The sequence below is a fragment of the Streptomyces sp. NPDC048600 genome (assembly GCF_055587025.1).
The window spans coordinates 114,335-137,314 of the sequence record NZ_JBVJGZ010000005.1 but is presented as its reverse complement, the minus strand read 5'-3'; the positions used below and the strand labels follow the sequence as shown (position 1 = coordinate 137,314).

Annotated in this window: 21 protein-coding genes and 1 pseudogene; 11 read left to right on the top strand and 11 right to left on the bottom strand. The window is 72.7% G+C overall.

Features of this window, described 5'->3' with window-relative positions; translation table 11 throughout:
• Window positions 1-31: 31 nt before the first annotated feature.
• Window positions 32-838 (bottom strand): TIGR02452 family protein, encoded by an 807-nt coding sequence (locus ACZ6SQ_RS08645; protein WP_469558124.1) that lies wholly within the window; start codon window positions 836-838, stop codon window positions 32-34.
• Window positions 839-1,209: 371 nt separating this feature from the next.
• Here ACZ6SQ_RS08645 and egtA point away from each other — a divergent pair, with 371 nt between their 5' ends.
• Genes egtA through egtD form a run of 4 tightly spaced genes read left to right on the top strand, consistent with a single transcriptional unit; the run spans window position 1,210 to window position 5,601 of the window.
• Window positions 1,210-2,535 (top strand): ergothioneine biosynthesis glutamate--cysteine ligase EgtA, encoded by a 1,326-nt coding sequence (egtA, locus tag ACZ6SQ_RS08640; RefSeq protein ID WP_469558122.1) that lies wholly within the window; start codon window positions 1,210-1,212, stop codon window positions 2,533-2,535.
• Window positions 2,532-3,851: an ergothioneine biosynthesis protein EgtB gene (gene egtB / locus ACZ6SQ_RS08635; RefSeq protein ID WP_469558120.1), complete on the top strand. Its 1,320-nt coding sequence runs from the start codon at window positions 2,532-2,534 to the stop codon at window positions 3,849-3,851. Before egtA ends, egtB begins: the two co-directional genes overlap by 4 nt.
• Window positions 3,851-4,642 (top strand): ergothioneine biosynthesis protein EgtC, encoded by a 792-nt coding sequence (egtC, locus tag ACZ6SQ_RS08630; RefSeq protein WP_469558118.1) that lies wholly within the window; start codon window positions 3,851-3,853, stop codon window positions 4,640-4,642. The genes egtB and egtC overlap by 1 nt, the downstream gene beginning before the upstream one ends.
• Complete coding sequence (egtD, locus tag ACZ6SQ_RS08625; protein ID WP_469558115.1) at window positions 4,639-5,601, top strand: L-histidine N(alpha)-methyltransferase; 963 nt, start codon at window positions 4,639-4,641, stop codon at window positions 5,599-5,601. Before egtC ends, egtD begins: the two co-directional genes overlap by 4 nt.
• A 105-nt stretch (window positions 5,602-5,706) precedes the next feature.
• Here egtD and ACZ6SQ_RS08620 read toward each other — a convergent pair whose 3' ends face one another.
• The gene (locus ACZ6SQ_RS08620) at window positions 5,707-6,963 is read right to left on the bottom strand and encodes an extracellular solute-binding protein (protein ID WP_469558112.1); all 1,257 of its coding nucleotides are present in this window, start codon (window positions 6,961-6,963) and stop codon (window positions 5,707-5,709) included.
• A 217-nt stretch (window positions 6,964-7,180) separates the two neighbouring features.
• Here ACZ6SQ_RS08620 and ACZ6SQ_RS08615 point away from each other — a divergent pair, with 217 nt between their 5' ends.
• Window positions 7,181-7,396, top strand: a complete 216-nt coding sequence (locus ACZ6SQ_RS08615; RefSeq protein ID WP_469558110.1) for a dodecin — start codon at window positions 7,181-7,183, stop codon at window positions 7,394-7,396.
• Between the two features lie 6 nt (window positions 7,397-7,402).
• On the opposite strand, the gene ACZ6SQ_RS08610 is transcribed toward ACZ6SQ_RS08615, so the two are convergent.
• The gene (locus ACZ6SQ_RS08610; RefSeq protein ID WP_469558106.1) at window positions 7,403-7,894 is read right to left on the bottom strand and encodes a phosphatase domain-containing protein; all 492 of its coding nucleotides are present in this window, start codon (window positions 7,892-7,894) and stop codon (window positions 7,403-7,405) included.
• 438 nt (window positions 7,895-8,332) lie between these two features.
• On the opposite strand from ACZ6SQ_RS08610, the gene ACZ6SQ_RS08605 reads away from it, so the two are divergent.
• A complete protein-coding gene (locus ACZ6SQ_RS08605; protein WP_469558103.1) occupies window positions 8,333-9,331 on the top strand; it encodes an LLM class flavin-dependent oxidoreductase in 999 nt (332 codons plus the stop codon).
• Window positions 9,292-9,538: pseudogene (locus ACZ6SQ_RS08600) on the top strand (ABC transporter); the annotation flags it as partial. The gene ACZ6SQ_RS08605 and the pseudogene ACZ6SQ_RS08600, both read left to right, overlap by 40 nt.
• Here the strand turns inward: ACZ6SQ_RS08600 and ACZ6SQ_RS08595 are convergent.
• The 5 genes from ACZ6SQ_RS08595 to ACZ6SQ_RS08575 form a co-directional block, all read right to left on the bottom strand.
• Window positions 9,520-10,404 (bottom strand): lysophospholipid acyltransferase family protein, encoded by an 885-nt coding sequence (locus ACZ6SQ_RS08595; RefSeq protein WP_469558101.1) that lies wholly within the window; start codon window positions 10,402-10,404, stop codon window positions 9,520-9,522. The pseudogene ACZ6SQ_RS08600 and the gene ACZ6SQ_RS08595 sit on opposite strands and share 19 nt — an antisense overlap.
• On the bottom strand, window positions 10,404-11,177 hold the full coding sequence (locus ACZ6SQ_RS08590) for a GNAT family N-acetyltransferase (RefSeq protein WP_469558098.1): 774 nt from the start codon (window positions 11,175-11,177) through the stop codon (window positions 10,404-10,406). Before ACZ6SQ_RS08590 ends, ACZ6SQ_RS08595 begins: the two co-directional genes overlap by 1 nt.
• Before the next feature lie 331 nt (window positions 11,178-11,508).
• Entirely contained in the window at window positions 11,509-12,255 is a 747-nt protein-coding gene (locus ACZ6SQ_RS08585; RefSeq protein ID WP_386384079.1) for a succinate dehydrogenase/fumarate reductase iron-sulfur subunit, read from the bottom strand.
• Window positions 12,252-14,201, bottom strand: coding sequence for a fumarate reductase/succinate dehydrogenase flavoprotein subunit (locus ACZ6SQ_RS08580; RefSeq protein ID WP_469558096.1), 1,950 nt, complete (start codon window positions 14,199-14,201; stop codon window positions 12,252-12,254). The genes ACZ6SQ_RS08585 and ACZ6SQ_RS08580 overlap by 4 nt, the downstream gene beginning before the upstream one ends.
• Before the next feature lie 2 nt (window positions 14,202-14,203).
• Window positions 14,204-14,875, bottom strand: a complete 672-nt coding sequence (locus ACZ6SQ_RS08575; RefSeq protein WP_469558732.1) for a succinate dehydrogenase — start codon at window positions 14,873-14,875, stop codon at window positions 14,204-14,206.
• Between the two features lie 120 nt (window positions 14,876-14,995).
• On the opposite strand from ACZ6SQ_RS08575, the gene ACZ6SQ_RS08570 reads away from it, so the two are divergent.
• Window positions 14,996-15,877 (top strand): LysR family transcriptional regulator, encoded by an 882-nt coding sequence (locus ACZ6SQ_RS08570; protein WP_386384075.1) that lies wholly within the window; start codon window positions 14,996-14,998, stop codon window positions 15,875-15,877.
• A 343-nt stretch (window positions 15,878-16,220) separates the two neighbouring features.
• Here ACZ6SQ_RS08570 and ACZ6SQ_RS08565 read toward each other — a convergent pair whose 3' ends face one another.
• The 3 genes from ACZ6SQ_RS08565 to ACZ6SQ_RS08555 all read right to left on the bottom strand — a co-directional run bounded on the left by ACZ6SQ_RS08565 (window position 16,221) and on the right by ACZ6SQ_RS08555 (window position 20,349).
• The gene (locus ACZ6SQ_RS08565; RefSeq protein WP_469558094.1) at window positions 16,221-18,359 is read right to left on the bottom strand and encodes a putative bifunctional diguanylate cyclase/phosphodiesterase; all 2,139 of its coding nucleotides are present in this window, start codon (window positions 18,357-18,359) and stop codon (window positions 16,221-16,223) included.
• Window positions 18,356-19,168: an SAM-dependent methyltransferase gene (locus tag ACZ6SQ_RS08560; RefSeq protein WP_469558092.1), complete on the bottom strand. Its 813-nt coding sequence runs from the start codon at window positions 19,166-19,168 to the stop codon at window positions 18,356-18,358. The genes ACZ6SQ_RS08565 and ACZ6SQ_RS08560 overlap by 4 nt, the downstream gene beginning before the upstream one ends.
• A 215-nt stretch (window positions 19,169-19,383) precedes the next feature.
• Entirely contained in the window at window positions 19,384-20,349 is a 966-nt protein-coding gene (locus ACZ6SQ_RS08555) for an SCO0930 family lipoprotein (protein WP_469558089.1), read from the bottom strand.
• Between the two features lie 292 nt (window positions 20,350-20,641).
• Here ACZ6SQ_RS08555 and ACZ6SQ_RS08550 point away from each other — a divergent pair, with 292 nt between their 5' ends.
• The 3 genes from ACZ6SQ_RS08550 (at window position 20,642) to ACZ6SQ_RS08540 (ending at window position 22,866) form a co-directional block, all read left to right on the top strand.
• On the top strand, window positions 20,642-21,256 hold the full coding sequence (locus ACZ6SQ_RS08550; RefSeq protein ID WP_469558086.1) for a hypothetical protein: 615 nt from the start codon (window positions 20,642-20,644) through the stop codon (window positions 21,254-21,256).
• 15 nt (window positions 21,257-21,271) lie between these two features.
• A complete protein-coding gene (locus tag ACZ6SQ_RS08545; RefSeq protein WP_469558084.1) occupies window positions 21,272-22,036 on the top strand; it encodes a bestrophin-like domain in 765 nt (254 codons plus the stop codon).
• 302 nt (window positions 22,037-22,338) lie between these two features.
• A complete protein-coding gene (locus ACZ6SQ_RS08540) occupies window positions 22,339-22,866 on the top strand; it encodes a hypothetical protein (protein WP_469558081.1) in 528 nt (175 codons plus the stop codon).
• Window positions 22,867-22,980: the final 114 nt, after the last annotated feature.

Here is a 22,980-nt window from a genome sequence, read left to right as displayed (position 1 = left end):
GGCGGCGTGCGGGGCGTCCGGAAGCGACGCCCTACGCGAACACGCGCTCGAAGGCGCCTCTGACCACCGCTCCCCGCGTGCGGTCCAGCACCCCGAACACGACGTGCTCGAAACGCCCCTCGAAGCGGCCGCCGGGCCGCAGCAGCGTGTGGAACGCGCCCGCCACCTGCGCGGGATCGTTCCGGAAGACACCGCAGCCCCAGGCGCCCAGTACCAGACGGCGGTACCCCTCGGCGGCGGCCACCTCCAGGACGCGTTCGGCCCGGCCGCGGAGCGCGCGGGGGATCTCGGCGGCCCGCTCCGGGGACGTCCGCAGGACCACGCCCGCGTTCGGCGCGGCGGCCGTGAGGAAGCCCGCGAGGAACGGCTCGTCCAGCAGGTCGCCGTTGTCGTCGCGGAAGACGGGCACGGCGGGTGAGTGGACGACACGGTCCGTGTAGAACGTGTCGCGGTGGGCGCGGTGGTGGTCGTAGAACTCCGGTGCCTCGCGCAGGCAGGTGTACAGCGCCGAGGCGCGGCACAGGGCCTCTTCCTGGGCCTGGGCGCCGTTGAGGAAGCCGCCTCCCGGATTGCGGGCGGAGGCGAAGTTCAGGACGGCCACCCGGCCGCCGACGCGGCGGGCCGCCTCGAGGCTGCTCTCGCCGGTGACCTCGGTCTTCGTGGGTACCGGATCGGCCGGTGGCGGGGCCACCGGAGCCGGTCCGTACATCCGCGTGCCCTCCCGGGCGGCCGCGATCGCCGCGGCCAGCGGAACCTGCTGTCCGGCGCGGGAGCGATAGCTCCCGGCCGCGACGATCTCTTCTGTCTGCCGGGCGATGCCACGCAGGCGCGCGCTCACGGCGCCACCCCCGTAGCCGCCGTGGACGCGCGTCGCGTGCCCTCCCCCGTCGTGCTCATGGAGAGATCCTGCGCGATGCTGGACGGGCCGGGCAAAGGGTTTTTCCGCGCCCCGCCCGGGCACCCGGACCAACATTGCGAGAGCGCGGAGGGAACGGACCGGAAACGGACGGAGGCGTGCCGGGCCCCGGCCCCCGACTCACCTCGGGAGGACGGCCACGGCACCGCGGAATCGGAGGTTCGGCGGCCTGGAAGTCGCGAAGGGTGCCCTTGTGGAATTCGTCATGGGGGTCTTGGGTGGGACGGGTGATGCCGGCCGGGACCCTCGGGAACCGGGTCGGCGGCATACGGGAATCTCAGGAGGACCCTGACGTGTCCGATTCGGTAGGCGACTGTACGGGCGGCCGTACAGCGATCACGGAGGCAGAGGTCGAGGCGCTGGTCCGCGGCATCTGCTTCAAGACAGGTCCACCCCGCACGGTCGGGGTGGAGGTGGAGTGGCTGATCCACGAGCCGCTCCGGCCACAGCACCCGGTGGCACCCGAACGACTCTCCGCGGCGTACGCCGCACTGCGCGCCGTCCCGCTGAGCTCGGCGCTCACCGTAGAACCCGGCGGCCAGCTGGAGCTGAGCTCGCCGCCCGCCCCGTCCCTGACGGAGGCGGTGGCCCTGGTCTCGGCGGACCTCTCCGCCGTGCGGGCGACTCTGCGCGAGGACGGACTCGCGCTCCTCGGTGTCGGCCAGGACCCCTGGCGTCCGCCGCGCCGCTATCTGCGCTCCCCGCGCTACGACGCGATGGAGATCTGCCTGGACCGCACCGGCCCCGAAGGCCGCGCCATGATGTGCACCTCGGCCTCCGTCCAGGTGTGCCTGGACGCCGGTCACGAGGAGCCGGGTCCGCTCGGGCTCGGACGGCGCTGGTGGCTCGCGCACCAGCTCGGCGCGGTGCTGGTGGCCGCGTTCGCCAACTCTCCGCTGGCCGGCCGGCGGGTCACCGGCTGGCGCTCCACCCGGCAGCTGACCTGGACCCGGATAGGCCCCGGCCGGGCGGGCGCGCCCGTGCTGGACGGCGATCCGCGGGGCGCCTGGGCGCGCCATGTGCTCGACGCGCCGGTGATGTGTGTGCGCGGGGACGGCGGGACCTGGCAGGTGCCCGAGGGGCTCAGCTTCCGGGAGTGGACCCGCTCGGGCGTGCCGCGACCGCCCACGCGTGAGGATCTGGACTACCACATCACCACGCTGTTCCCGCCGGTGCGGCCGCGGGGGCATCTGGAACTGCGCATGATCGACGCCCAGCCGGGCGACGACGGCTGGATCGTGCCGCTCGCGGTGACGACCGCCCTGTTCGACGACCCGGAGGCCGCGGAGACGGCCTACCGGGCGGTGAAGCCGCTGGCGGAGCGGTCGCGGTCGCTGCCCGCGCCGCACAATCCGCTCTGGCGCGACGCGGCCCGCGACGGACTCACCGACCCGGAGCTGCGCGAGGTGGCCGAGATCTGCTTCGCCGCCGCGCTGGAGGCGCTGCCCCGGCTCGGGGCGGGCCGGGAGATCACCGACGCCGTCGCGACGTACACCGAGCGCTATGTGGCCCGCGGGCGCTGCCCCGCCGACGATCTGCTCGACCGCGTCCATGACACGCCTCTCCCCCCGGTCGCCGGGAAGAGGTCCGTGCCGCACGGGAAGGACATCCCCGCATGACCACCGAGCCCGCCCACGACGCCGAGGCCCTGCGCGACCTGGCGCTGGTCTCGCTCACCACGGCCCGCGCCCGTACCACCCTGCTGACCAGCTGCGTGGAGGACCCCGATCTCACCGCCCAGCATTCGCCGCTGATGTCGCCGCTGGTGTGGGACCTGGCGCACATCGGCAACCAGGAGGAGCAGTGGCTGCTGCGGGCCGTCGCCGGGCAGGAGGCGATGCGGCCCGAGATCGACAGCCTGTACGACGCCTTCGAGCACCCGCGCTCGGAGCGGCCCACGCTGCCGCTGCTGGCCCCGGCCGAGGCCCGCAGGTACGCCGCCGAGGTGCGCGGCCGGGTGCTGGACGTGCTGGAGGGTGCCGCGCTGCACGGCACCCGGCTGACCGAGGCGGGGTTCGCCTTCGGGATGATCGCGCAGCACGAGCAGCAGCACGACGAGACCATGCTGATCACCCATCAGCTGCGCAGCGGTCCGCAGGCGCTGACCGCGCCGGACCCGGAGCCGGTACCGCTGTTCACCGGGCCGCCCGAAGTCCTGGTACCCGGCGGCCCGTTCACCATGGGCACCTCGACCGAGCCGTGGTCGCTGGACAACGAACGCCCCGCGCACGTCCGGGAGACGGCGCCCTTCTGGATCGACACCACACCGGTCACCAACGGCGCCTACCTCCAGTTCATCGAGGACGGCGGCTACGGGTCCGAGCGCTGGTGGACGGCCGAGGGCTGGGCGCATGTGCGCCGCAACTCCCTGCACGCGCCGCTGTTCTGGCGCCGCGAGGGCGCGCAGTGGCTGCGCCGCCGGTTCGGGGTCACCGAGGTGGTGCCGCCCGAGGAGCCGGTGGTGCACGTGTGCTGGTACGAGGCCGACGCGTACGCGCGCTGGGCCGGGCGGCGGCTGCCCACCGAGACGGAGTGGGAGAAGGCCGCGCGCTTCGACCCGGCCTCCGGGCGCTCCCGGCGCTACCCGTGGGGCGACGCCGCCCCCGCGCCCGAGCACGCCAACCTCGGCCAGCGCCATCTGCGCCCGGCCCCGGCCGGCAGCTATCCGGCGGGTGAATCCCCGCTCGGGGTGAGGCAGTTGATCGGCGACGTGTGGGAGTGGACGGCGAGCGACTTCCTGCCGTACCCAGGGTTCTCCGCGTTCCCGTACAAGGAGTACTCGGAGGTGTTCTTCGGCCCCGAGCACAAGGTGCTGCGCGGTGGTTCGTTCGCCGTGGACCCGGTCGCCTGCCGGGGCACCTTCCGCAACTGGGACTATCCGATCCGGCGGCAGATCTTCTCCGGGTTCCGCACGGCCCGCTCGGAGGACGTCTGATGTGCCGTCATCTGGCCTATCTGGGGCCCGAGTTGCCGATCGGCCGACTGCTGTTCGAGCCACCGCACTCGCTGTACCGGCAGTCCTGGGCGCCCCGCCGGCAGCGGCACGGCACCGTGAACGCCGACGGTTTCGGGGTCGGCTGGTACGCCGAGGGCGATCCGGTGCCGGCCCGCTACCGCCGCTCCGGGCCGATCTGGGCCGACGGCGGCATCACCGATCTCGCCCGGGTGGTGCGTACGACCGCGCTGCTGGCGGCGGTCCGGGACGCCACCGTGCCGAGCGCGGACGGGGAGGCCGCGGCGGCCCCGTTCGCCGCGGAGCGCTGGCTGTTCAGCCACAACGGCGCGGTGGCGGGCTGGCCGGACTCCCTGGCCCGGATCGCCACCGGCCTCCCCCCGGTCGATCTGCTGCGGCTCGCGGCGCGCAGCGACTCCGCGGTCGTCTGGGCGCTGGTCCTGGCCCGGCTCAGGGCCGGGGACGATCTCGGCCGGGCGCTGGGCGACACCGTGCCCGAGGTGGCCTCGGCCGCCCCGGGCTCCCGGCTGAACCTGCTTCTGACCGACGGCACCGCCGTCGCGGCGACGGCCTGGGGCGACACGCTGTGGTACCGCGCGGAGCCGGGCCGGGGCACGGCCGTGGCCTCCGAGCCGTACGACGACGATCAGCTCTGGCAGGAGGTGCCCGACCGCACGCTGCTCGTGGCGACCGCCACGGACGTGCAGCTCTCCCCGCTCAAGGAACCGAGTGACGCCTCGGCCCCCGCAACTCCGAAGGAGCCCCGTACGTGAGCCCGTTCCTTCTCACCCGCCTGCTGGCCGAGGACGCCATGGACGCCGCGCTGCGCGCCGACGTCCTGCACGGTCTGACCGCGCAGCCCAAGACGCTGCCGCCGAAGTGGTTCTACGACGCCCACGGCAGCGACCTGTTCGAGCAGATCACCGAGCTGCCCGAGTACTACCCGACGCGCGCCGAGCGGGAGATCCTGCTCGGCCGGTCCGGCGAGATCGCCTCGGCGCTGCCCGCCCGGACGCTGATCGAGCTGGGCTCGGGCTCCTCCGACAAGACCCGGCATCTGCTGGCCGCGCTGACCTCGCTGGAGACCTATGTCCCCGTCGACGTCAGCGAGAGCGCCCTCGCGCAGGCCGGGGAGGCGCTGGTGAAGGAGTTCCCGGGGCTCGCCGTGCACGGGCTGATCGCCGACTTCACGGCGGGGATGAGTCTGCCGGACACGCCGGGCCCCCGGCTGCTGGCCTTCCTCGGCGGCACGATCGGCAATCTGCTGCCCGCCGAGCGGGCCGCGTTCCTGGCCTCGGTACGGGCGCTGCTGTCCCCCGGGGACGCGCTGCTGCTCGGCACGGACCTGGTCAAGGACGAGGGGGTGCTGGTCCGGGCGTACGACGACGCGGCCGGGGTGACGGCGGCGTTCAACAAGAACGTGCTGACCGTCGTCGACCGGGAGCTGGGCGCCGACTTCGACCCGGTGGCGTTCGAGCACGTGGCGCTCTGGGACGCCGAGCGGGAGTGGATCGAGATGCGGCTGCGCTCGCGTGCCGAGCAGACCGTGAAGATCCCGGCGCTGGACCTCGCGGTCGACTTCGCGGCCGGTGAGGAGCTGCGCACGGAGGTGTCGGCGAAGTTCCGCAAGGAGGGCGTGCGCGGTGAACTCGCCGCCGCCGGGCTCGAACTGAGCCACTGGTGGACGGACTCCGAGGGACGGTTCGCGCTCTCGCTGAGCACGGCGCGGTAGGCGCGCGCGCCGGGCGGGGCACACCGGGCGGCCCGGGTGTCCGCCCCGCCCGGTACGTCATCGGGCGGGGCGGGACTCCGCACGGCCGCCCGGCGCTCCGCCGGTTCAGTACAGGGACAGCTGGTCGGTGATCCGGTCGGAGGCGCGGCGTGCCTCGGTCTCGGGGTCGGCGCCGCCCAGCACCCGGGTCATGTACGGCTTGATGGGGTTCTCCGCCTCCACCTTGGCCCACTCGGGGGTGGTGGGGGTGGCCCGGCCCTGCGCGGCCCCGGCCGCCATGGCGGCGACGCCCTCCTCGCCCGCGACGGCGTCGGCGAGCGTGGTCTTGTTGGGCACGTAGTTCATGGTGCGGGCCAGGTCGGTGTTCCACTTGGCCCCGGTGAGCGCCTCGACCACCTCGATCGCGTGGTCGGGTACGTCGGTGTTCTCGGGCACGATGAGGTCGCTGCCGCCGGTGAAGACGGCGCCGGGCTGCGACGCGTTGCGGCCGGGCACGGGGAAGAAGCCCAGCTTGCCCTCCAGTTCGGGGTTCTGCTGCACGATCGCCCGGGCGAGTCCGGGGACGGCCACGATCTGGGCTATCCGCCCCTTGGCGAACTCGCCCGACTGGGGCGGGTGTTCCTCGTCCGCGTCGACGGGGCCGTCACCGAGGTCCTGGAGGCTGCGGTAGTACTCCATGCCGCGCAGAGCCTCCGGGCTGTCCAGAGCGCCCTGCCAGGGGCCGCCGGTGTCCTCGGCGAGTTCGCCGCCCTCGTCCCAGATGAACCCGGCGAGGGTGTACCAGTCCTGACCGGCCAGGTAGATGCCCTGGTTGCCGTCGGAGTCGAGCTTCTCGGTGACCTCGAGCCACTTCTCGCGGGTCTTGGGCGGTTTGACGCCGGCCTCGGCGAACAGGTCCTTGCGGTAGATCACCACGCGGTTGGCGGCGTACCAGGGGATGCCGTACTGATGGCCGCGGAGCTTGCCGGGTTCGGCGAGGCCGGGCAGCCACTGCGCGCTGCCCCAGTCGCGCACGGACTCCAGGGTGAGATCGAGGAGTCTGCCGCCGTCGACGTACTGCGGCACCTGGGTGTTGCCGACCTCGATGAGGTCGGGGCCGGGCTCGGCGTCCTCGCCCTTCGCCTCCAGCGCGGTCTGGACCTTGGCGCCGATGCCGGTCCATTCCTGGATGCGGATGTCGAGGTCGATGTCGGCGTGGGCGCGTTCGAAGTCCTCGGTGAAGCGTTCGATGTACTCGCTGGAGGCGCTGTCCTTCATGAGCCAGACGGTGACGGTCTGCCGTTCGGTGCTGCCCGGCAGCATTCCGCATCCCCCGACGAGGGAGGCGGACACGCAGACGAGGGCGAGGAGGCGGCGTTTCACGGGGGTCGGTCCTGTTCTGCCTGACGGACAGGGCAAAGGAACCCGACGTGGGGGGACGGGCAAAGGCGCCCGTACGGGTGAAGCAGGATTTTGGTATGTACCAATGCGAAGGTCAAGGGGCGGCATGCCGACGCCTCGCGCTCGGCCGCCGCCTGGGGCACGGTGGAGTGACGCGCGCCACACGCGGCGCTGCCGTCGTCTCAGGAGGAGCACCCGCATGTCGAACCACACCTACCGGGTCACCGAGATCGTCGGAACCTCGCCCGACGGGGTCGACCAGGCCGTCCGCAACGGCATCGCCCGCGCCTCGCAGACCCTCCACAATCTGGACTGGTTCGAGGTCACCCAGGTCAGGGGCCAGATCGAGGACGGCACCATCGCGCACTGGCAGGTCGGCCTGAAGGTCGGCTTCCGGCTGGACGAGACGGGCTGAGCCCGCTCAGGTCCGTCCCTCGCCCTCCTGGGCCGCCCTGAGCTCCCCCGACGGGGCGGTCCAGCGGGCGCGTACGACGCGGAAGCCCGCCCGTTCGGCGTCCTCGCACACCAGCTCGTCGTCGTCCACCAGCATCCGGACCTCACGGGTCCGGGCGAGGCGGCGCAGGACCTCCAGCTTGGTGTGCCGGGCGGGCCTGCGGTCGCCGTTGCGCCGCATGTGCAGCGGCCCCTCGGGCAGTCCGTGGGCCGTGAGCCACTCCAGGGTGTCCCGGCGGCAGCGCTCGGGCCGCCCGGTGAGGTACACGACCTCGCACTCCCCGGCGCTCTCCAGGGCCAGCGCCACCCCCTGCGGGATCGGCGGGTCATGGGGCGCGGCCGCGAAGAACGCGTCCCAGTCGCGCGGCCTGGCCTCCAGGAAGCGCTGGCGGTGGGCGGTGCCGGCGAGGGTGTTGTCCAGGTCGAACACGGCGAGCGGCCGTCGGCTGTCGGTGGTCACGCGCTCACCCTAGAGCGGGAACGTCGCCTTCCGGCGGGCGGAGCCGCTGTCCACGGAGCCGGCCCGCGTAGGCCCGGCCCTGAGGGCCGCGGAAGTGCCCGAGATCAAGGTGGTGACGCGGTGCCCCCCGACGGGCGACAGGAGCAGGGCGGTCCTGCATGGGTTCGAACCACGAAGTACGCGTGACCGGCGCACCGGGCACTTCCGGAGCCCGGGCCGCCAGGGGCCCGGTCAGGGCTTCACCGTAGGTGTGTACGCCGTCAGCCTGCCGGCGAATAACCTGACCGGGCTCGACGGGGCTTCACCGCAGGTGCGCGCGCAGTGAGTCTGCCGGCCGAACCACCGGGCCGGGCTCTCGTCGCCGTACGGTCCGCCGCCGCGTCCCCCTCGGCGCGCGCCGCGCGGGAATGCCCGCGACCGGCAGGCGTTGAACACCTCGTGACCTCCGTGATCGCCTCGACCCGCTTCTCCGTTCTCGACCGCTCCCGCACCCGCGAGGGCCACAGCCCCGGGGAGGCGCTGCGCGACACCGTGGAACTGGCCCGGCAGGCGGAGGCGCTCGGCTACCACCGGTTCTGGGTGTCGGAGCACCACGGGGTGCCCGGGGTCGCCGGGTCCGCGCCGACCGTGCTGGCCGCGGCCGTCGCCGCCGCGACGGGGACCATCCGGGTGGGCACCGGCGGGGTGATGCTGCCCAACCACCGTCCGCTGGTGGTCGCCGAGCAGTTCGGCGTGCTGGAGTCGCTGTTCCCGGGCCGGATCGACATGGGGCTCGGCCGCTCGGTCGGCTTCACCGACGGCGTACGCAAGGCGCTGGGCCACGGCAAGGACGACGCCGGGGACTTCGCCGCTCAGCTCACGGAACTGCTCGGCTGGTTCCGCGGCACCTCCCCCACGGGCGTACACGCGCGGCCCTCCGAGGGCCTGACCGTGCCGCCGTTCGTGCTGGCCATGCGCGAGGGCGCGACGATCGCCGCCGAGGCGGGCCTGCCGATGGTGATCGGCGACCTCAGGAACCGCGAGAAGCTGCTGCGCGGCGTCGAGCGGTACCGCGCCCGCTTCCGCCCCTCGCCCTGGGCCGCCGAGCCGTACGTGGTGATCTCCGGCACGGTCGCGGTCGCGGCCACCCCCGAGGAGGCCCACCGCCTCCTGGTGCCCGAGGCCTGGTCGATGGCCCAGTCTCGGACCCGCGGCAGCTTCCCGCCGCTGCCGCCCGCCGAGCGGGCCGAGGCGCTCGCCATGACGGACCGGGAGCGCGGCCACTACACGTCCGCACTGGCCGGACAGCTCGCGGGCACCGGGGAACAGGTGGCCGACGAGCTGGAGTCGGTGCTGAAGGAGACCGGCGCGCAGGAGGTGCTGGTCACCACCAGCACCTACGACCGCGCAGCCCTGCTGGACTCCTACCGGCGACTGGCGTCGATCTTCAACCGCTAGTGGGCAGCGGCTGCACGGTCTGGTGGACGCCGGGCACACCGTCGTCGTGGTCGAGCACGACATGTCCGTCGTGGCGGGGGCGGACCGGGTGATCGACCTGGGCCCGGGCGGCGGCGAGGCGGGCGGCCGGATCGTCGCCGCGGGACCGCGCGGGAGGTGGCGAGAGCGGCGGGGAGCGCCACGGCGCCCTATCTGGCGCGGGCGTTGCGTCGTGGGGGCCCGGCCGCGACGGGTACCGGACCCCGGGTACAGCGCTGTCCCTGGGCGACGAGTGCCGCGTGGGTCCAGTCGGGGCCGCCGCCCACCGTGCCGTGTTCCGCCGCGTGCGCCAGCGTGCGGCGGTCGGGGTGGGACAGGGGGGCGATGGGTGGTCGGAGGTCGACCTCGGCGATCACATGGCGGGTGGTGACCACCCGCCACACCGAGGTGAGCAGGGAGTCGTCGCCGATGAAGGCGGGCAGTGTGGTGGCCGAGCCGTCGGCGAGCCGGTAGCGGATGCGGACCGGCTGGACGGGGACGCCCGCGTCCAGGGCGGCCTGGAACACCGCCCGCCGGAACCGGCCCTGGGCACGGCCGCACCAGGTGCTGCCCTCGGGGAAGACACCGACGGCCGCGCCCGAGCGCAGGGCGTCGGCGAGCCGGGCGACCGTGTCGGGCAGCGCCCGCAGCCGGTCCCGGTCGATGAAGACGGCGCCGCGCGCGGCGAGCGGCCCCGCCACGGGCCACTCGCGAATCTCCTTCTTGGCCAGCATGCGGGCCGGGCGTACGGCGGCCAGCAGCGGGATGTCCAGCCAGGAGATGTGGTTGGCGACCAGCAGCAGCCCGCCGGAGGAGGCGGCGTCACCGGTGATGCGCGGCCGCACGCCCGCCGAGCGCACGATCCACCGGCACCAGCGCCGCACCAGGTCCGGGGGGATCCGCCCGCCCAGCGGGGACACCAGGACCCCGGCGAGGAACAGACCCAGCACCGCCGTGAGCCGCAGCACACCACGTGCCACGGCCACGGCGGACGGCCCCGGAGCCTCCACGCACGCGCGGGAGGTGCAGGGCGCGCTGGGCAACCAGCCGCTCATCAGGCCGGGACGAGCGAGAGGAAGTGCTTGAGGTAGCGCGCGTCGACCCGGCGCATCGACAGCAGCACATACAGGTCGGCGACCCCGAAGTCCGCGTCGTACGCGGGCTCGCCGCACACCATGGCGCCGAGGCGCAGATAGCCGCGCAGCAGGGGCGGCAGGTCGGTGCGGCCGGCGGGGCGGGTGACGCCCTCGGTGTTCCAGGGCACCAGCGGACGTACCCGGAACTCCTCCGGGGCGAGGTGCTTGGCCCGCACCCGGTCCCAGGTGCCGGCCGCGAGGGCGCCGCCGTCGGCCAGCGGCAGCGAGCAGCAGCCCGCGAGCCACTCGTGGCCGCCGTCGACCATGTAGCGGGCGATACCGGCCCAGATCAGGCCGATGACCGCGCCGTCGCGGTGGTCGGGGTGCACGCAGGAGCGGCCGACCTCGACCAGGCCGGACCGGATGCCGTCCAGCCGTGACAGTTCGAACTCGCCCTGCGAGTACAGCCGTCCGGCGACCGCGGCGCGCTCCGGCGGCAGCAGCCGGTAGGTTCCGACGACCTGGTCGGTGAGGGTGTCCCGGACCAGCAGGTGGTCGCAGTAGGCGTCGAACTCGTCGATGTCGAGCCCGGGCTGCGTGGTGGCCAGGCGGGCTCCCATCTCCCCGGCGAAGACCTCGTGGCGCAGGCGCTGAGCGGCGCGCACGTCGTCCTCGGTGCGGGCCAGGGTGACGGTGTAGCGGGTGGGTGCCGCCGGCTGTGGGGGGCGGTCGAGGGTGGTGACACCGGACATGGCTCTCTCCTGGGCACGGGCCGGTCGAGCGGGGCTGGGGACACCCCTGTTCTCCCGATGCCGGTTGTCGTGTACGTGACCTGTGCCAGGAGCGCGGATGTGAGGATGCTGAATGGCAGGGGCGGAGCGGCGTGACGCGAGACGGGGCCGGGGAAGAGCACCGCTCCCCGGCCCCGCCCGTCCGCACTTCCGGCGAACGTTCACATCACGCCCTCAGGGGCGCCGACGACCCGCGGCCGCGCGACCGCGGCCGGACGACGGCCGGCCCTCACGGCGTCACCCGTACGCGTCCGGCGCACGGCAGGTCCCCCACGGCATCACCCGTACGCCGCTACCGCTTGCCCTTGCGCACGGCCCGCAGCCACTCCTTGTTCATGCCGGTGATGGACACCAGCGGGATTCCCTTGGGGCACGCCGTCGCGCACTCCCCCGCGAGCGTGCAGCCGCCGAAGCCCTCCTCGTCCATCTGCGCCACCATGTCGAGCACCCGGGTCTCGCGCTCGGGCGCGCCCTGCGGCAGCACGTTCAGATGGTTGATCTTGGCAGAGGTGAACAGCATCGCGGCGCCGTTCGGGCAGGCCGCCACGCACGCCCCGCAGCCGATGCACTCCGCGTGCTCGAAGGCGAGGTCCGCGTCGGGCTTGGGCACGGGCGTGGCGTGGGCCTCGGGGGCGGAGCCGGTGGGCGCGGTGATGTACCCGCCGGCCTGGATGATCCGGTCGAACGCCGTCCGGTCCACGACCAGGTCCTTGATCACCGGGAACGCCGACGCCCGCCACGGTTCGACGTCGATCGTGTCGCCGTCCTCGAAGGACCGCATGTGCAGCTGGCAGGTCGTGGTGCGCTCCGGCCCGTGCGCGTCGCCGTTGATCACGAGCGAGCACGCGCCGCAGATGCCCTCGCGGCAGTCGTGGTCGAAGGCCACGGGGTCCTCACCGCGCAGGATGAGTTCCTCGTTGAGGGTGTCCAGCATCTCCAGGAAGGACATGTCGGGCGAGATGCCGTCCACCTCGTACGTGGACATGGCGCCGTCGGCGTCGGCGTCGCGCTGGCGCCATACGCGCAGATTGAGCCTCATGCGTAGCTCCGCTGAGTGGGGTGGACGTACTCGAAGACCAGGTCTTCCCGGTGCAGGACGGGCGCCTCGCCGGTGTCGGTGAACTCCCAGGCGGCCGCGTAGGAGAACTCCTCGTCCCGGCGGGCCGCCTCGCCGTCCGGGGTCTGGGACTCCTCGCGGAAGTGCCCGCCGCAGGACTCGGCGCGGTGCAGCGCGTCGAGGCACATCAGCTCGGCGAGCTCCAGGTAGTCCACGACGCGGTTGGCCTTCTCCAGCGACTGGTTGAACTCCTCGCCGGTGCCGGGCACCTTGATCCGCCGCCAGAACTCCTCGCGGATCTGCGGGATGCGCTCCAGCGCCTTGCGCAGTCCGGCGTCGCTGCGGGCCATGCCGCAGAACTCCCACATCAGTTCGCCGAGTTCGCGGTGGAAGGAGTCCGGGGTGCGGTCGCCGTCCACCGAGAGCAGCAGATGGAGCCGGTCCTCGGTCTCCGCCAACGCCTCCTGGACGACGGGGTGTTCGGAGGTGACCGGCTCCTGGTGGGGGTTGCGGGCGAGGTAGTCGTTGATGGTGGACGGCAGCACGAAGTAGCCGTCGGCGAGTCCCTGCATCAGCGCGGACGCGCCCAGCCGGTTCGCCCCGTGGTCGGAGAAGTTGGCCTCGCCGATCGCGAACAGACCGGGGACGGTGGTCTGGAGGTCGTAGTCGACCCACAGTCCGCCCATCGTGTAGTGCACGGCGGGGTAGATCCGCATCGGCACCTCGTACGGATCCTCGTCGGTGATCCGCTGGTACATGTCGAAGAGGTTGCCGTACTTCGCCTCCACGGCCTTGCGGCCCATCCGCGCGATGGCGTCGGCGAAGTCCAGGTAGACGCCCTGGCCGCCGGGACCGACACCGCGGCCCTCGTCGCAGACGTTCTTCGCGGCGCGGGAGGCGATGTCGCGCGGCACCAGGTTGCCGAAGGACGGGTAGATGCGCTCCAGGTAGTAGTCGCGCTCGTCCTCGGGGATCCGGTTGGCCGGGCGGGTGTCGCCCTTCGCCTTCGGCACCCAGATCCGGCCGTCGTTGCGCAGCGACTCGCTCATCAGCGTCAGCTTGGACTGGTGGTCGCCGGTGCGCGGGATGCAGGTGGGGTGGATCTGGGTGAAGCACGGGTTGGCGAAGTACGCCCCGCGCCGGTGGGCCCGCCAGACCGCGGTGGCGTTGGAGTTCATGGCGTTCGTCGACAGATAGAAGACGTTGCCGTAGCCGCCGCTGGCGAGGACGACGGCGTCCGCGAAGTAGGTGTCGATCCGGCCCGTGACCAGGTCCCTGGCGACGATTCCGCGCGCCCGGCCGTCGACGACGATCAGGTCGAGCATCTCGGTGCGCGGATGCAGCTCCACGTTGCCCGCGGCGATCTGGCGGCTGAGCGCCTGGTACGCGCCGAGCAGCAGCTGCTGGCCCGTCTGGCCGCGGGCGTAGAAGGTCCGGGACACCTGGACGCCGCCGAAGGAGCGGGTGTCGAGCAGGCCGCCGTACTCACGGGCGAAGGGCACGCCCTGGGCCACGCACTGATCGATGATCTCGACGGAGATCTGCGCGAGGCGGTGCACATTGGACTCACGGGCGCGGAAGTCGCCGCCCTTGACGGTGTCGTAGAACAGCCGGTGCACGGAGTCGCCGTCGTTGCGGTAGTTCTTCGCCGCGTTGATGCCGCCCTGGGCCGCGATCGAGTGCGCGCGGCGCGGGGAGTCCTGGTAGCAGAACTGGACGACGTGGTAGCCCTGTTCGGCGAGGGTGGCCCCGGCGGAGCCGCCCGCGAGACCGGTGCCGACGACGATCACCGTGTGCTTGCGCCGGTTGGCCGGGTTGACCAGCCTGGCCTCGAAGCGGCGCTTGTCCCAGCGCCCGTCGACGGGCCCGGAGGGAGCCTTGCCGTCGGCGACCGCCTCACCGGTCCGGTACTGCGTGTAGGGGTTCATGATCAGCTCACCACTCCGGTCATCACGCCCACGGGCACGGCGACGAAGCCGGCCGTGAGCAGCAGGGCGAGAACGTCGGCGCTCGTCTTCAGGGCACGGTCGCGGGTGCGGCTGCCGACGCCGAGGGTCTGCGCGGCGCTCCAGAAGCCGTGCCGTACGTGCAGCCCGACGGCGAGCATGGCCACGATGTAGATCACGTTGCCGTACCAGGTGGAGAAGGTGTCGACCACGTTCTCGTAGGGACGGCCCTCCTGGAAGCCGCCGCTGTGCACATGGCCGGTGGTCAGGTCCAGGAGGTGCCAGACGATGAACAGGGCCATGATGATCCCGCCCCAGCGCATGGTCCGGGTGGCGTAGCTCGCCCGGGGCCTGCCGTGCGCGTACTTGGCCGGCCGGGCCTTGATGTCGCGGCGGCTGAGCTGGTACGCGGAGACGGCGTGCGCGACCACGGCGACGATCAGCACGACGCGGATCAGCCACAGCGTCCAGCCGTAGTGCACGAACGGCTCGCCGAGCGTACGCAGCCAGTGGGCGTAGTGGTTGAAGTCCCCGGGACCGAAGAAGATCTTGAGGTTGCCGAAAGCGTGTACGACCAGGTACAGCAGCATGATCACACCGCTGACGGCCATCACGGTCTTCTTGCCGACGGTGCTGTCCCAGATGGTGCGCGCCAAGGACGGCCGTCGGTCCGTCCGCGTTGCCAGAGCCATGGGTCATGACGCTAGGGCCGTTGGACCCCATCGGTCCAAGACATGGTCCGGCTCGTTTCCATAGACACTGGCTATGCTTGCAGGATGCAGTTCCAGCAGCTCCAGTACTTCGTGGCGGTCGCCGAGACCCGGCACTTCACCCGGGCCGCCGAGGCGGTGCATGTCGCCCAGCCGTCCCTGTCCCAGCAGATCAAGGCGCTGGAGCGGGAGCTGGGGGCCGATCTGTTCCTGCGGGCGCGCGGAAACATCACGCTCACCGACGCCGGTGAGGCGCTGCTGCCGCTGGCCCGGCGCATCCTCGCGGACGCGGACACCGCACGGCACGAGGTGCAGGAGCTGGTGCAGCTCCAGCGCGGGCGGGTGCGGCTGGGCGCGACGCCGAGTCTGTGCACGGGGCTGCTGCCGGACGTGCTGCGGGCCTTCCACGACCGGTACCCGGGCATCCGGCTGCTCATCGAGGAGGGCGGCTCGCTCGACCTCGTACGTCAGCTGGCGCGCGGCGCGCTCGATCTCGCGCTGGTGGTGCAGCCGCTGCCGACGCCGTCGCCGGCGCTGACGACGGTGGGGCTGCTGCGGGAGGACCTCGTGGTGATCTCCTCACCGGACTCGCCGTGGCCGGGCGCGCGGCGGACGGTGGCGGTCGCCGACCTCGAGGGGCAGCGGCTGGTGATGTTCCGGCACGGGTACGACCTGAGGGAGCTGACCGTCACCGCGTGTCGCTCCGCGGGGTTCGAGCCGGACTTCGCGGTGGAGGGCGGGGAGATGGACGCGGTGCTGGGGTTCGTGCGGGCGGGGCTGGGGGTGGCGGTGGTGCCGCGGATGGTCGCGGCGCGGTCGGGGCTCGGGCTGCGGGTGACGCCGCTCGCCCGGCCCGGGCTGCATCGCACGATCGCGCTCGCGCATCGCAGTGACGTGGCGCCGCCGCGGGCTGCGCGGGAGTTGCAGCGGATGCTGTTGGAGCGGTGACGGCTTCGCCTTGGGATGTGCGGTTGGTTTCGGGCTTTCCGGTCGTCGTGGTTGTTCGCCGTGGGGCGCGGGGCTGGTTTCGGGCTTTCCGTTCGTCGTGGTTGTTCGCGCAGTTCCCCGCGCCCCTTAAATCCAGGGCGTTGCTGCCCCGCGGCCCACGACGGCACCCCGGAGCCGGTCGCGACCACGCGGCGGAGCCGCACATCGACACAGCCCCGCGCCGCTTAAATGCAGGGCGTTGCTGCCCTGCGGCCCACGACGTCGCCCCGGAGCCGGTCGCGACCACGCGGCGGAGCCGCACATCGACACAGCCCCGCGCCCCTGAAAAGCAGGGCGTCCTGGTTCAGCCCGTCGCGTCTGCCAGGGCCAGTTCGTGGAGGCGTTCCGGGGGGCCGGGGCGGGCGTAGTACCAGCCCTGGGCCGTGTCGCAGCCGAGTATGCGGAGTTGTTCCGCCTGGGCTCCGGTCTCGACGCCCTCGACCGTGACCGCGAGGTCGAGGCTGTGGGCGAGAGAGACGATGCCCTCCACGATCTTCAGGTCGACCGGGTCCGCCGGGAACTGCTGCATGCTCTGGGTGAAGGAGCGGTCGAGCTTGAGGACTCTCACCGGCAGACGGCGCAGGTTCGCCAGGTTCGAGTAGCCGGTGCCGAAGTCGTCCAGGGCGATGTCCACGCCCATGTCCGCCAGCCGGCGCAGCGGCTTCAGCAGGGCGTCGTCGGCGCCGATCAGTGCCGACTCGGTGACCTCCAGGCACAGGGCGTCGGGGGTGACGCCCTCGGCCTCCAGAATGTCCACGGTGTCCTGCACCAGGCGGGGATGGCTGAGCTGGCAGGGCGAGAGGTTGACGTTGATGCGCAACGGGCCCTCCCCGGCGTGCCGTTCGCGCCACTGCCGGGCCTGGCGGACCGACTGCTCCAGCACCCAGCGGCCCAACGGCACGATGAGCCCGGTGTGTTCGGCGAGCGGGATGAACCGGTCCGGGCCGAGGACACCGTGCTGCGGGTGCAGCCAGCGCACCAGGGCCTCGGCACCCCGGACACTGCCGTCCCCGAGGTGGACGATGGGCTGGTACTCGATGAAGAACTCGCCGTGCTCCAGGGCGGTGGGCAGCGCGGTGGTCAGCCCGTGCCGGGTGATCGCGCGGGCGTCGGCCTCGGGGTCGGCCAGCTCGAAGCGGTTGCCGCCCGCCGACTTGGCCCGGTACATGGTGATGTCGGCGCTGCGCAGCACCTCCGCCGCGCTGCGCTCACCACCCGCCGGGCCCTCCACGACACCGATGCTGCCGCGCACGGTGAGCTCACGGCCGTCGATGCGGACCGGGGCGAGCAGCGCGTTCATGATGCGGGCGGCCAGGTCGTCGACCTCGGTCCGGGTGTCCGGTCCGGTCGTCAGCGCCACGAACTCGTCACCGCCCAGACGGGCGACCATCTCGCCCGGCGCGGTGGCGCAGGACTGGAGCCGGTCGGCGATCTCCACGAGCAGCCGGTCGCCGGCCGCGTGGCCGAGGCTGTCGTTGATCGTCTTGAAGCCGTCCAGGTCGAGGTAGCACAGGCCGAAGCGCTGGCCGGGCGCGGCGTTGAGGGCCTTCTCCAGGCGCTCGAAGAACAGGGTGCGGTTGGGCAGGCCGGTGAGGGCGTCGTGGGTGGCCTCGTAGCGCAGCCGCAGGTTGAGCAGCCGGCGCTCGGTGGTGTCCTCCATCAGCGCCAGCTGGTACTGGGGGCGCCCCTCGGCGTCGCGCAGCAGGGACACGGTGAGGTTGGTCCACAGGACGGTGCCGTCGGGGCGGTAGAAGGCCTTCTCGACGTGGTAGTGCTCGCGCTCGCCGCGCACCAGCTCCTTGTACAGCCGGCACACCTGCGGGGCGTCCTCGGCGTGCGTCCAGTCGCGGACGTTGCGGCCGCGTACGTTCTGCTCGAAGCCGCCGAACATGCGCAGCAGCGCGTCGTTGACCTCCAGGATGTTGCCGTCGAGGTCGGAGATGCCGATCCCTATGGCCGCGCCCTCGAAGACCGCGCGGAAGCGGGCCTCGCTGGCGTGCAGGGCCTGGGCCACGACGCCCTGGGCGCGCAGCGCGGCCTGGGCGATGGACTCCTGCTCGGCGAGGGTGCGTTCGCGCAGCTCCTGGGCGAACCCGGCGGCCATGGCGTGCTGGAGGCGGGAGGAGCGGGCCCGCAGGTCCTCCTGGACGCCGTCCTCGCCGCAGTAGAGCACCAGATAGGCGTCGACGCAGTCGAGGGTGCGGCTGAGGGCCTCGGGGTCGGTGCAGTGGACGTCGACGAGGGCGGCGCCGACCGCCCGGCCCTCGGCCGCGTCGAACGCCCTGGCGCGCAGCGCCACGCTCAGCCGGCGGGCGAGCGGCAGCAGTTGCGTCTCGAACTCCGGCCGGGTCAGCGAGGTCACCGTGACCGGGAACACGGCCCGGCTCCAGATCGTCGCGAACCGGCGCAGTCTGTCCTCGGGCCCGTCCGGTTCCGCGGTCACGCGGTACGCCCCACGCCCGCGAAACCGGAGAACGCGTAGGGATCCTCGTCCTCCGGTGTGGTGTCGGGCCGCCAGTGCGGCATCGCCACCAGTCCGGGTTCCACCATGTCGTACCCCTCGAAGAACCGCGCGATCTCGTCGCGCGAGCGCATGATCAGCGGGTTGCGGATGTCCCGGTACACGTCCACCGCGCCCTCGGCCCGCTCGGCGGGGACCGGGATTCCCTCGTACGAGGCATGCGTGAGGACCAGCATGCTGCCGGGGGCGAGCGCGTCGCGCAGCCCGGCCACCGCTCGGTACGGGTCGTCCGTGTCTTCCACGAAGTGCAGTATGGCAACCAGAAGCAGCGCCACCGGTCGGTTCAGGTCGATCAGCCGGCCGACTTCGGGACTTCCGAGGATGTCCTGGGGCTTCCTGAGGTCGGCGGCGACGACGTCCGTGCGCTCGTTGTCCGCCAGCACCGCGCGGCTGTGGGCGACGGCGACCGGGTCGTGGTCGACGTAGACCACGTGCGCCTCGGGGTGTACGGCCTGGGCGACCTCGTGGACGGCGCCGTGCGTGGGGATACCGGAGCCGATGTCGAGGAACTGGGTGATTCCCGCCTCGGCCGCGTGCCGCACCGCGCGGCGCATGAACGCCCGGTTCGCCTGCATGATCTTGGGCAGGCCCGGCATGAACTCCATCGCCTTTCGAGCGGCTTCCCGGTCGACCTCGAAGTTGTGCGAACCGCCGAGGTAATAGTCGTAGATCCGGGAAACGCTCGGCACCGTGATGTCGATGCTCCGTGGGGCCCAGGCGGGACGCTCCATCTATCTCTCCAAGGGCGTTGGCGATCCGGTGTTCGAGCAGAGGCTACTGATCGCCCGCCAAAGGAGCGAGCCGAAACGGAAATTGACCATCCGTTCCCGGTCACTGCCTGTGGCACGTGCCGTATGGAGACGTGCGGTAAACCATTGCAAACACACCAAAGCGGTCCGCCCCTCCGAGGGGGCGGAGGGACGGACCACTGGGGGCAGGCTTCCGGCTACTCCTTGGGAGCGCCGATCGGCTTGCCTTCGGGCGACACGGCATACCATGTGCCGCCCACGCCCTGACCGTTGGTGTCGCCGGGGGCCTTGTCGCCCGCGAAGGTGTAGATGGGCCAGCAGTCGATCGTCTGCTGCTTGGCCCCGTCGGGACGGGTGAAGCTCATCAGGCCCTTCTTCTCCACGCCCTTGGTGTCGTCGGCCGCGACCGGCGCGACGACCGGCCACTTGTCCAGGCAGGCGTCGACACAGGCGGAGACCGGCTTCGGCCAGGCCTCGTCCTTCATGAACCGGTAGACGGTCATGCCGTTGCCGTCCACGACGATCTCGCCGAGCTTGGGGTCCTTGCGGGTGGACAGACCCGGCAGATCGGACGCCGTGTTGGCCTTCTTGCCGTCGGGGGCGAGTGCGTACCAGGTGCCGCCCACGCCCTGGCCGTTGGTGTCGCCGGGCTGGGCGTCCTTGGCGTAGCGGTAGGCGGGCCAGCCGCCGACGGTGAGCTGCTTGGTGCCGTCGGGACGGGTGACCTCGCCCAGCAGGGACGGGTCGACGCCCTCGCCGGCGCTGGCGTCGTCGGACAGCACGGGCGGCCAGGCCGCGGCGCAGTCGCCGTCGCAGTTCGTCTTGGGCGGCTCCGCGGTGTCCTGGTCGAAGCGGTACAGGGTGCGGCCCGCGTTGTCGGTGAGCACCTCGCCCAGTTCGGCGTTCTCGGAGACGGCGAGCTTGCCGGCACCCTCGGCGGCCTGTCCGGCGGCATCGGCCCCGCCGGCCTGTCCGTCCTGGGTGCCTCCGCTGCCGACGTCGTACCCGCCGCCCGCGTCCGCCCCGTATCCGCCGGCCGGTACGGTCGCGCCCACGTTCTGGGCCCCCGTTCCGTCCGCCTTTTCCTGACCGCACGCCGTCGTCAGCGCCAGCACGGCCACGGCGCTCGCCACGATCGAGGCGCTCCGCCAGGAGGTCTTCATCGTCAACTCCCCATGATTCCAAATTTGTTGCGGCGGACTGCTGCCGCCGCCGCACGGCATGGAGTACGCAGGGGGGCGCGCCGGTGTTCAGCCGGTCGGGGATTTCTTTTTCGGAGGGTTCGCCGGGACGTCCGGCAGCGGGTCACCGTGCGCGCCCGAGGCGTCACACCGCCGCGCCCGACTCGCCACCGCGTCAACGCCGTTCGAACCTCCCGGCCCGCACGTCCCTCATTCGGGGCAATACCCCCGGGACAGGGCATGGCGGATCTCGGGAGGGCTCAGGATCTTGGTCGTGCATCGAGCAGAACCGACCCGCCGCGCGGTCGTCGTGCGGGTGTTGGCCCTGATGGCGCTCTCCTGGGCCCTGGCGGGCCTGCCGGTCGGGGACGCGGCCGCCGACGCGTGCGCCTACGCGTCGACCGGGCCCGGCGGCACGGTGGCGGTGGCGGTCGCGGGCGGCAAGCCCTGGCCGACGCCGTGTCCCGAGCCGACCCCTCCCCCGCCCTGCCCCGAGCCCACACCCACCCCGACACCCACCCCCACCCCTACGCCCACGCCGACCCCGGAACCGCCCGAGCCGACGCCTCCGAAGCCGACGCCCGCTCCCCCGCCCCCGCCGGAGCCGCCCCCTCCGCCGAAGCCCCGCCCGCGGCCCGCGCCCCCGGCGCCGGCGCCCCCGCCCGCCCCAGCACCCGAGCCGCCCCCCGCCCCCACGCCCCCTCCCCAGCCGAAGCCGAAGCCGAAGCCGAGCCCCACGCCGCGCCCCTCGGCGACCCCGGTGAGCTACCCGCCGTACAAGGCGCCGCGTCAGCAGCGCGTCGTGCGCCACGGCACCACGCCGCTCACCTTCGTCCTGCTCATCACCGTTCCCGCGGTGATCGCCGTGGCCGCCCTGCGGGCGCGCTGAACCTGGAGGCTCCTGTTGCCGGAATGGCTTGTTCTCACCCTCGCGATGCTCGCCGCGTGCGCGGTGGTCGTCGCGATCACCCTGCTGCGCAACCGCGCGGCGAGCGACGACGAGGACCCCAGCGAGACCCCGGACGTCATCGAGTACATGACGATGTGGATCGGCGTGGTGTACGCCATCGTGCTGGGCCTCGCCATCGCGGGCGTCTGGGAGGCCCGCAGCGCCGCCGAGGACCAGGTGCGGGCCGAGGCCCAGGCGCTGCACGAGATCTCGGAACGGGTCCGGGTCTATCCGGCCGAGGTGCGTGACCGGATCCGGGAGGATGTCAACGCCTATGTCGGACACGTCGTGCACACCGAGTGGCAGCACATGGCCGACCAGGGCGAGGTGAGCGGGCGCGGCGAGGAGCTGCTGGCGCGCATCCGCCAGGACGTCACCGACTACGAGCCCGCCAGTGACTTCGAGGCCCAGGCCTACCAGCCACTGGTGGACCAGGTCGCCGCCGCCGACCAGGCCCGCACCTCCCGGGCCACCTCGATCGGGGCGACGATGCCGGGGGTGGTGTGGTTCGGGCTGCTGGCGGGGGCGGTGATCACCATCGGCATGGTGCTGGCCCTCCAGATCCGGCGGACCCCGCGCGAACTCGTCCTCGCCGGACTGTTCTCCGCGCTGATCGCCTTCCTGCTGTTCCTCATCTGGGACTTCGACGCGCCCTACAGCCGGGGTATCACGGCGTCGGCGGAGCCGTTCCTGCACCTCTTCCCGGGCGTGGAGAACTGACGGGCCAAAGGGGCGGGGCCGCCACCTTCGGAGCACGGCCGCGCCGGGCTCCCGCACACGGAGACCCGGCGCCCGCGGCCGAGGCGGACGCGGATGCGGACTGACGCCCCTTCACCGTCCGGCGGCCCGGCTGCGGCCGCCACGCCGTCGCCGTCCCCCGCCCGGCGCACACAGGTGCCCCATTCGCCCGACACCGTTCGCGCACCTGTGCGCACCTTCCTAGCGTTTCGGTCATCGAGGTGCATTTCTGGCGCAAGCGGAAAAGGTCCGCAAGCTGCTCCTCGGGGACCGGAGGATTGACCATGCGCGCGATACGCGTCGCCTCGGCCGCACTGCTGGGGGCAACCGCACTCGCCTGCTTCGCGCCGGCCGCCGCCGCGGAGGGCGGCCACGACATCACGCCGTTCGGCTTCAGCGTCCTGCCCTCGACCATCGCCGCGGGCGGCCAGGTCACCCTGCGTGTGGACCGCGACGGCGGCTGCCGGGGCAAGGTCACGGTGACCTCGGGCGTCTTCGACACCGTGCACATCCAACCGCACCATTCCGAGGCCACGGCGACGGTGGACTGGGACGCGAAACCCGGGGTGATGTACCGGGTGACGTTCACCTGTGACGGGGTGAGCGGCTCCACGGACCTGAGCATCGCCGGCGGCCGTCCGATCCATCACACCCCGGTGCCCCTCACCCCTCCGTACGGTGTGCACGCCGGCGAGGGCGGCACCTTCGGCGGGTTCGACCTCAAGGAGATCGGGCTCGGCGCCGCGCTGATCGCGGGCTCGATCGGGGCGGCGTACCACTTCTCCCGCCGCCGCACGGACGAGGAGAGCTAGCGGAAGGTCCTCACAGCGGGAAAGGGGGGGGGGGGGGGGGGGGGGGGGGGGGGGGGGGGGGGGGGGGGGGGGGGGGGGGGGGGGGGGGGGGGGGGGCGTGTTATCGTGGGTTCT

Coding starts and splice junctions, on each gene's coding strand:
- egtC (WP_469558118.1), top strand. CDS start 3,851: ATGTGCCGTCATCTGGCCTATCTGGGGCCCGAGTTGCCGATCGGCCGA.
- egtB (WP_469558120.1), top strand. CDS start 2,532: ATGACCACCGAGCCCGCCCACGACGCCGAGGCCCTGCGCGACCTGGCG.
- ACZ6SQ_RS08555 (WP_469558089.1), bottom strand. CDS start 20,349: ATGAAGACCTCCTGGCGGAGCGCCTCGATCGTGGCGAGCGCCGTGGCC.
- ACZ6SQ_RS08560 (WP_469558092.1), bottom strand. CDS start 19,168: ATGGAGCGTCCCGCCTGGGCCCCACGGAGCATCGACATCACGGTGCCG.
- ACZ6SQ_RS08580 (WP_469558096.1), bottom strand. CDS start 14,201: ATGAACCCCTACACGCAGTACCGGACCGGTGAGGCGGTCGCCGACGGC.
- ACZ6SQ_RS08615 (WP_469558110.1), top strand. CDS start 7,181: ATGTCGAACCACACCTACCGGGTCACCGAGATCGTCGGAACCTCGCCC.
- ACZ6SQ_RS08590 (WP_469558098.1), bottom strand. CDS start 11,177: ATGTCCGGTGTCACCACCCTCGACCGCCCCCCACAGCCGGCGGCACCC.
- ACZ6SQ_RS08595 (WP_469558101.1), bottom strand. CDS start 10,404: ATGAGCGGCTGGTTGCCCAGCGCGCCCTGCACCTCCCGCGCGTGCGTG.
- ACZ6SQ_RS08540 (WP_469558081.1), top strand. CDS start 22,339: ATGCGCGCGATACGCGTCGCCTCGGCCGCACTGCTGGGGGCAACCGCA.
- ACZ6SQ_RS08585 (WP_386384079.1), bottom strand. CDS start 12,255: ATGAGGCTCAATCTGCGCGTATGGCGCCAGCGCGACGCCGACGCCGAC.
- ACZ6SQ_RS08570 (WP_386384075.1), top strand. CDS start 14,996: ATGCAGTTCCAGCAGCTCCAGTACTTCGTGGCGGTCGCCGAGACCCGG.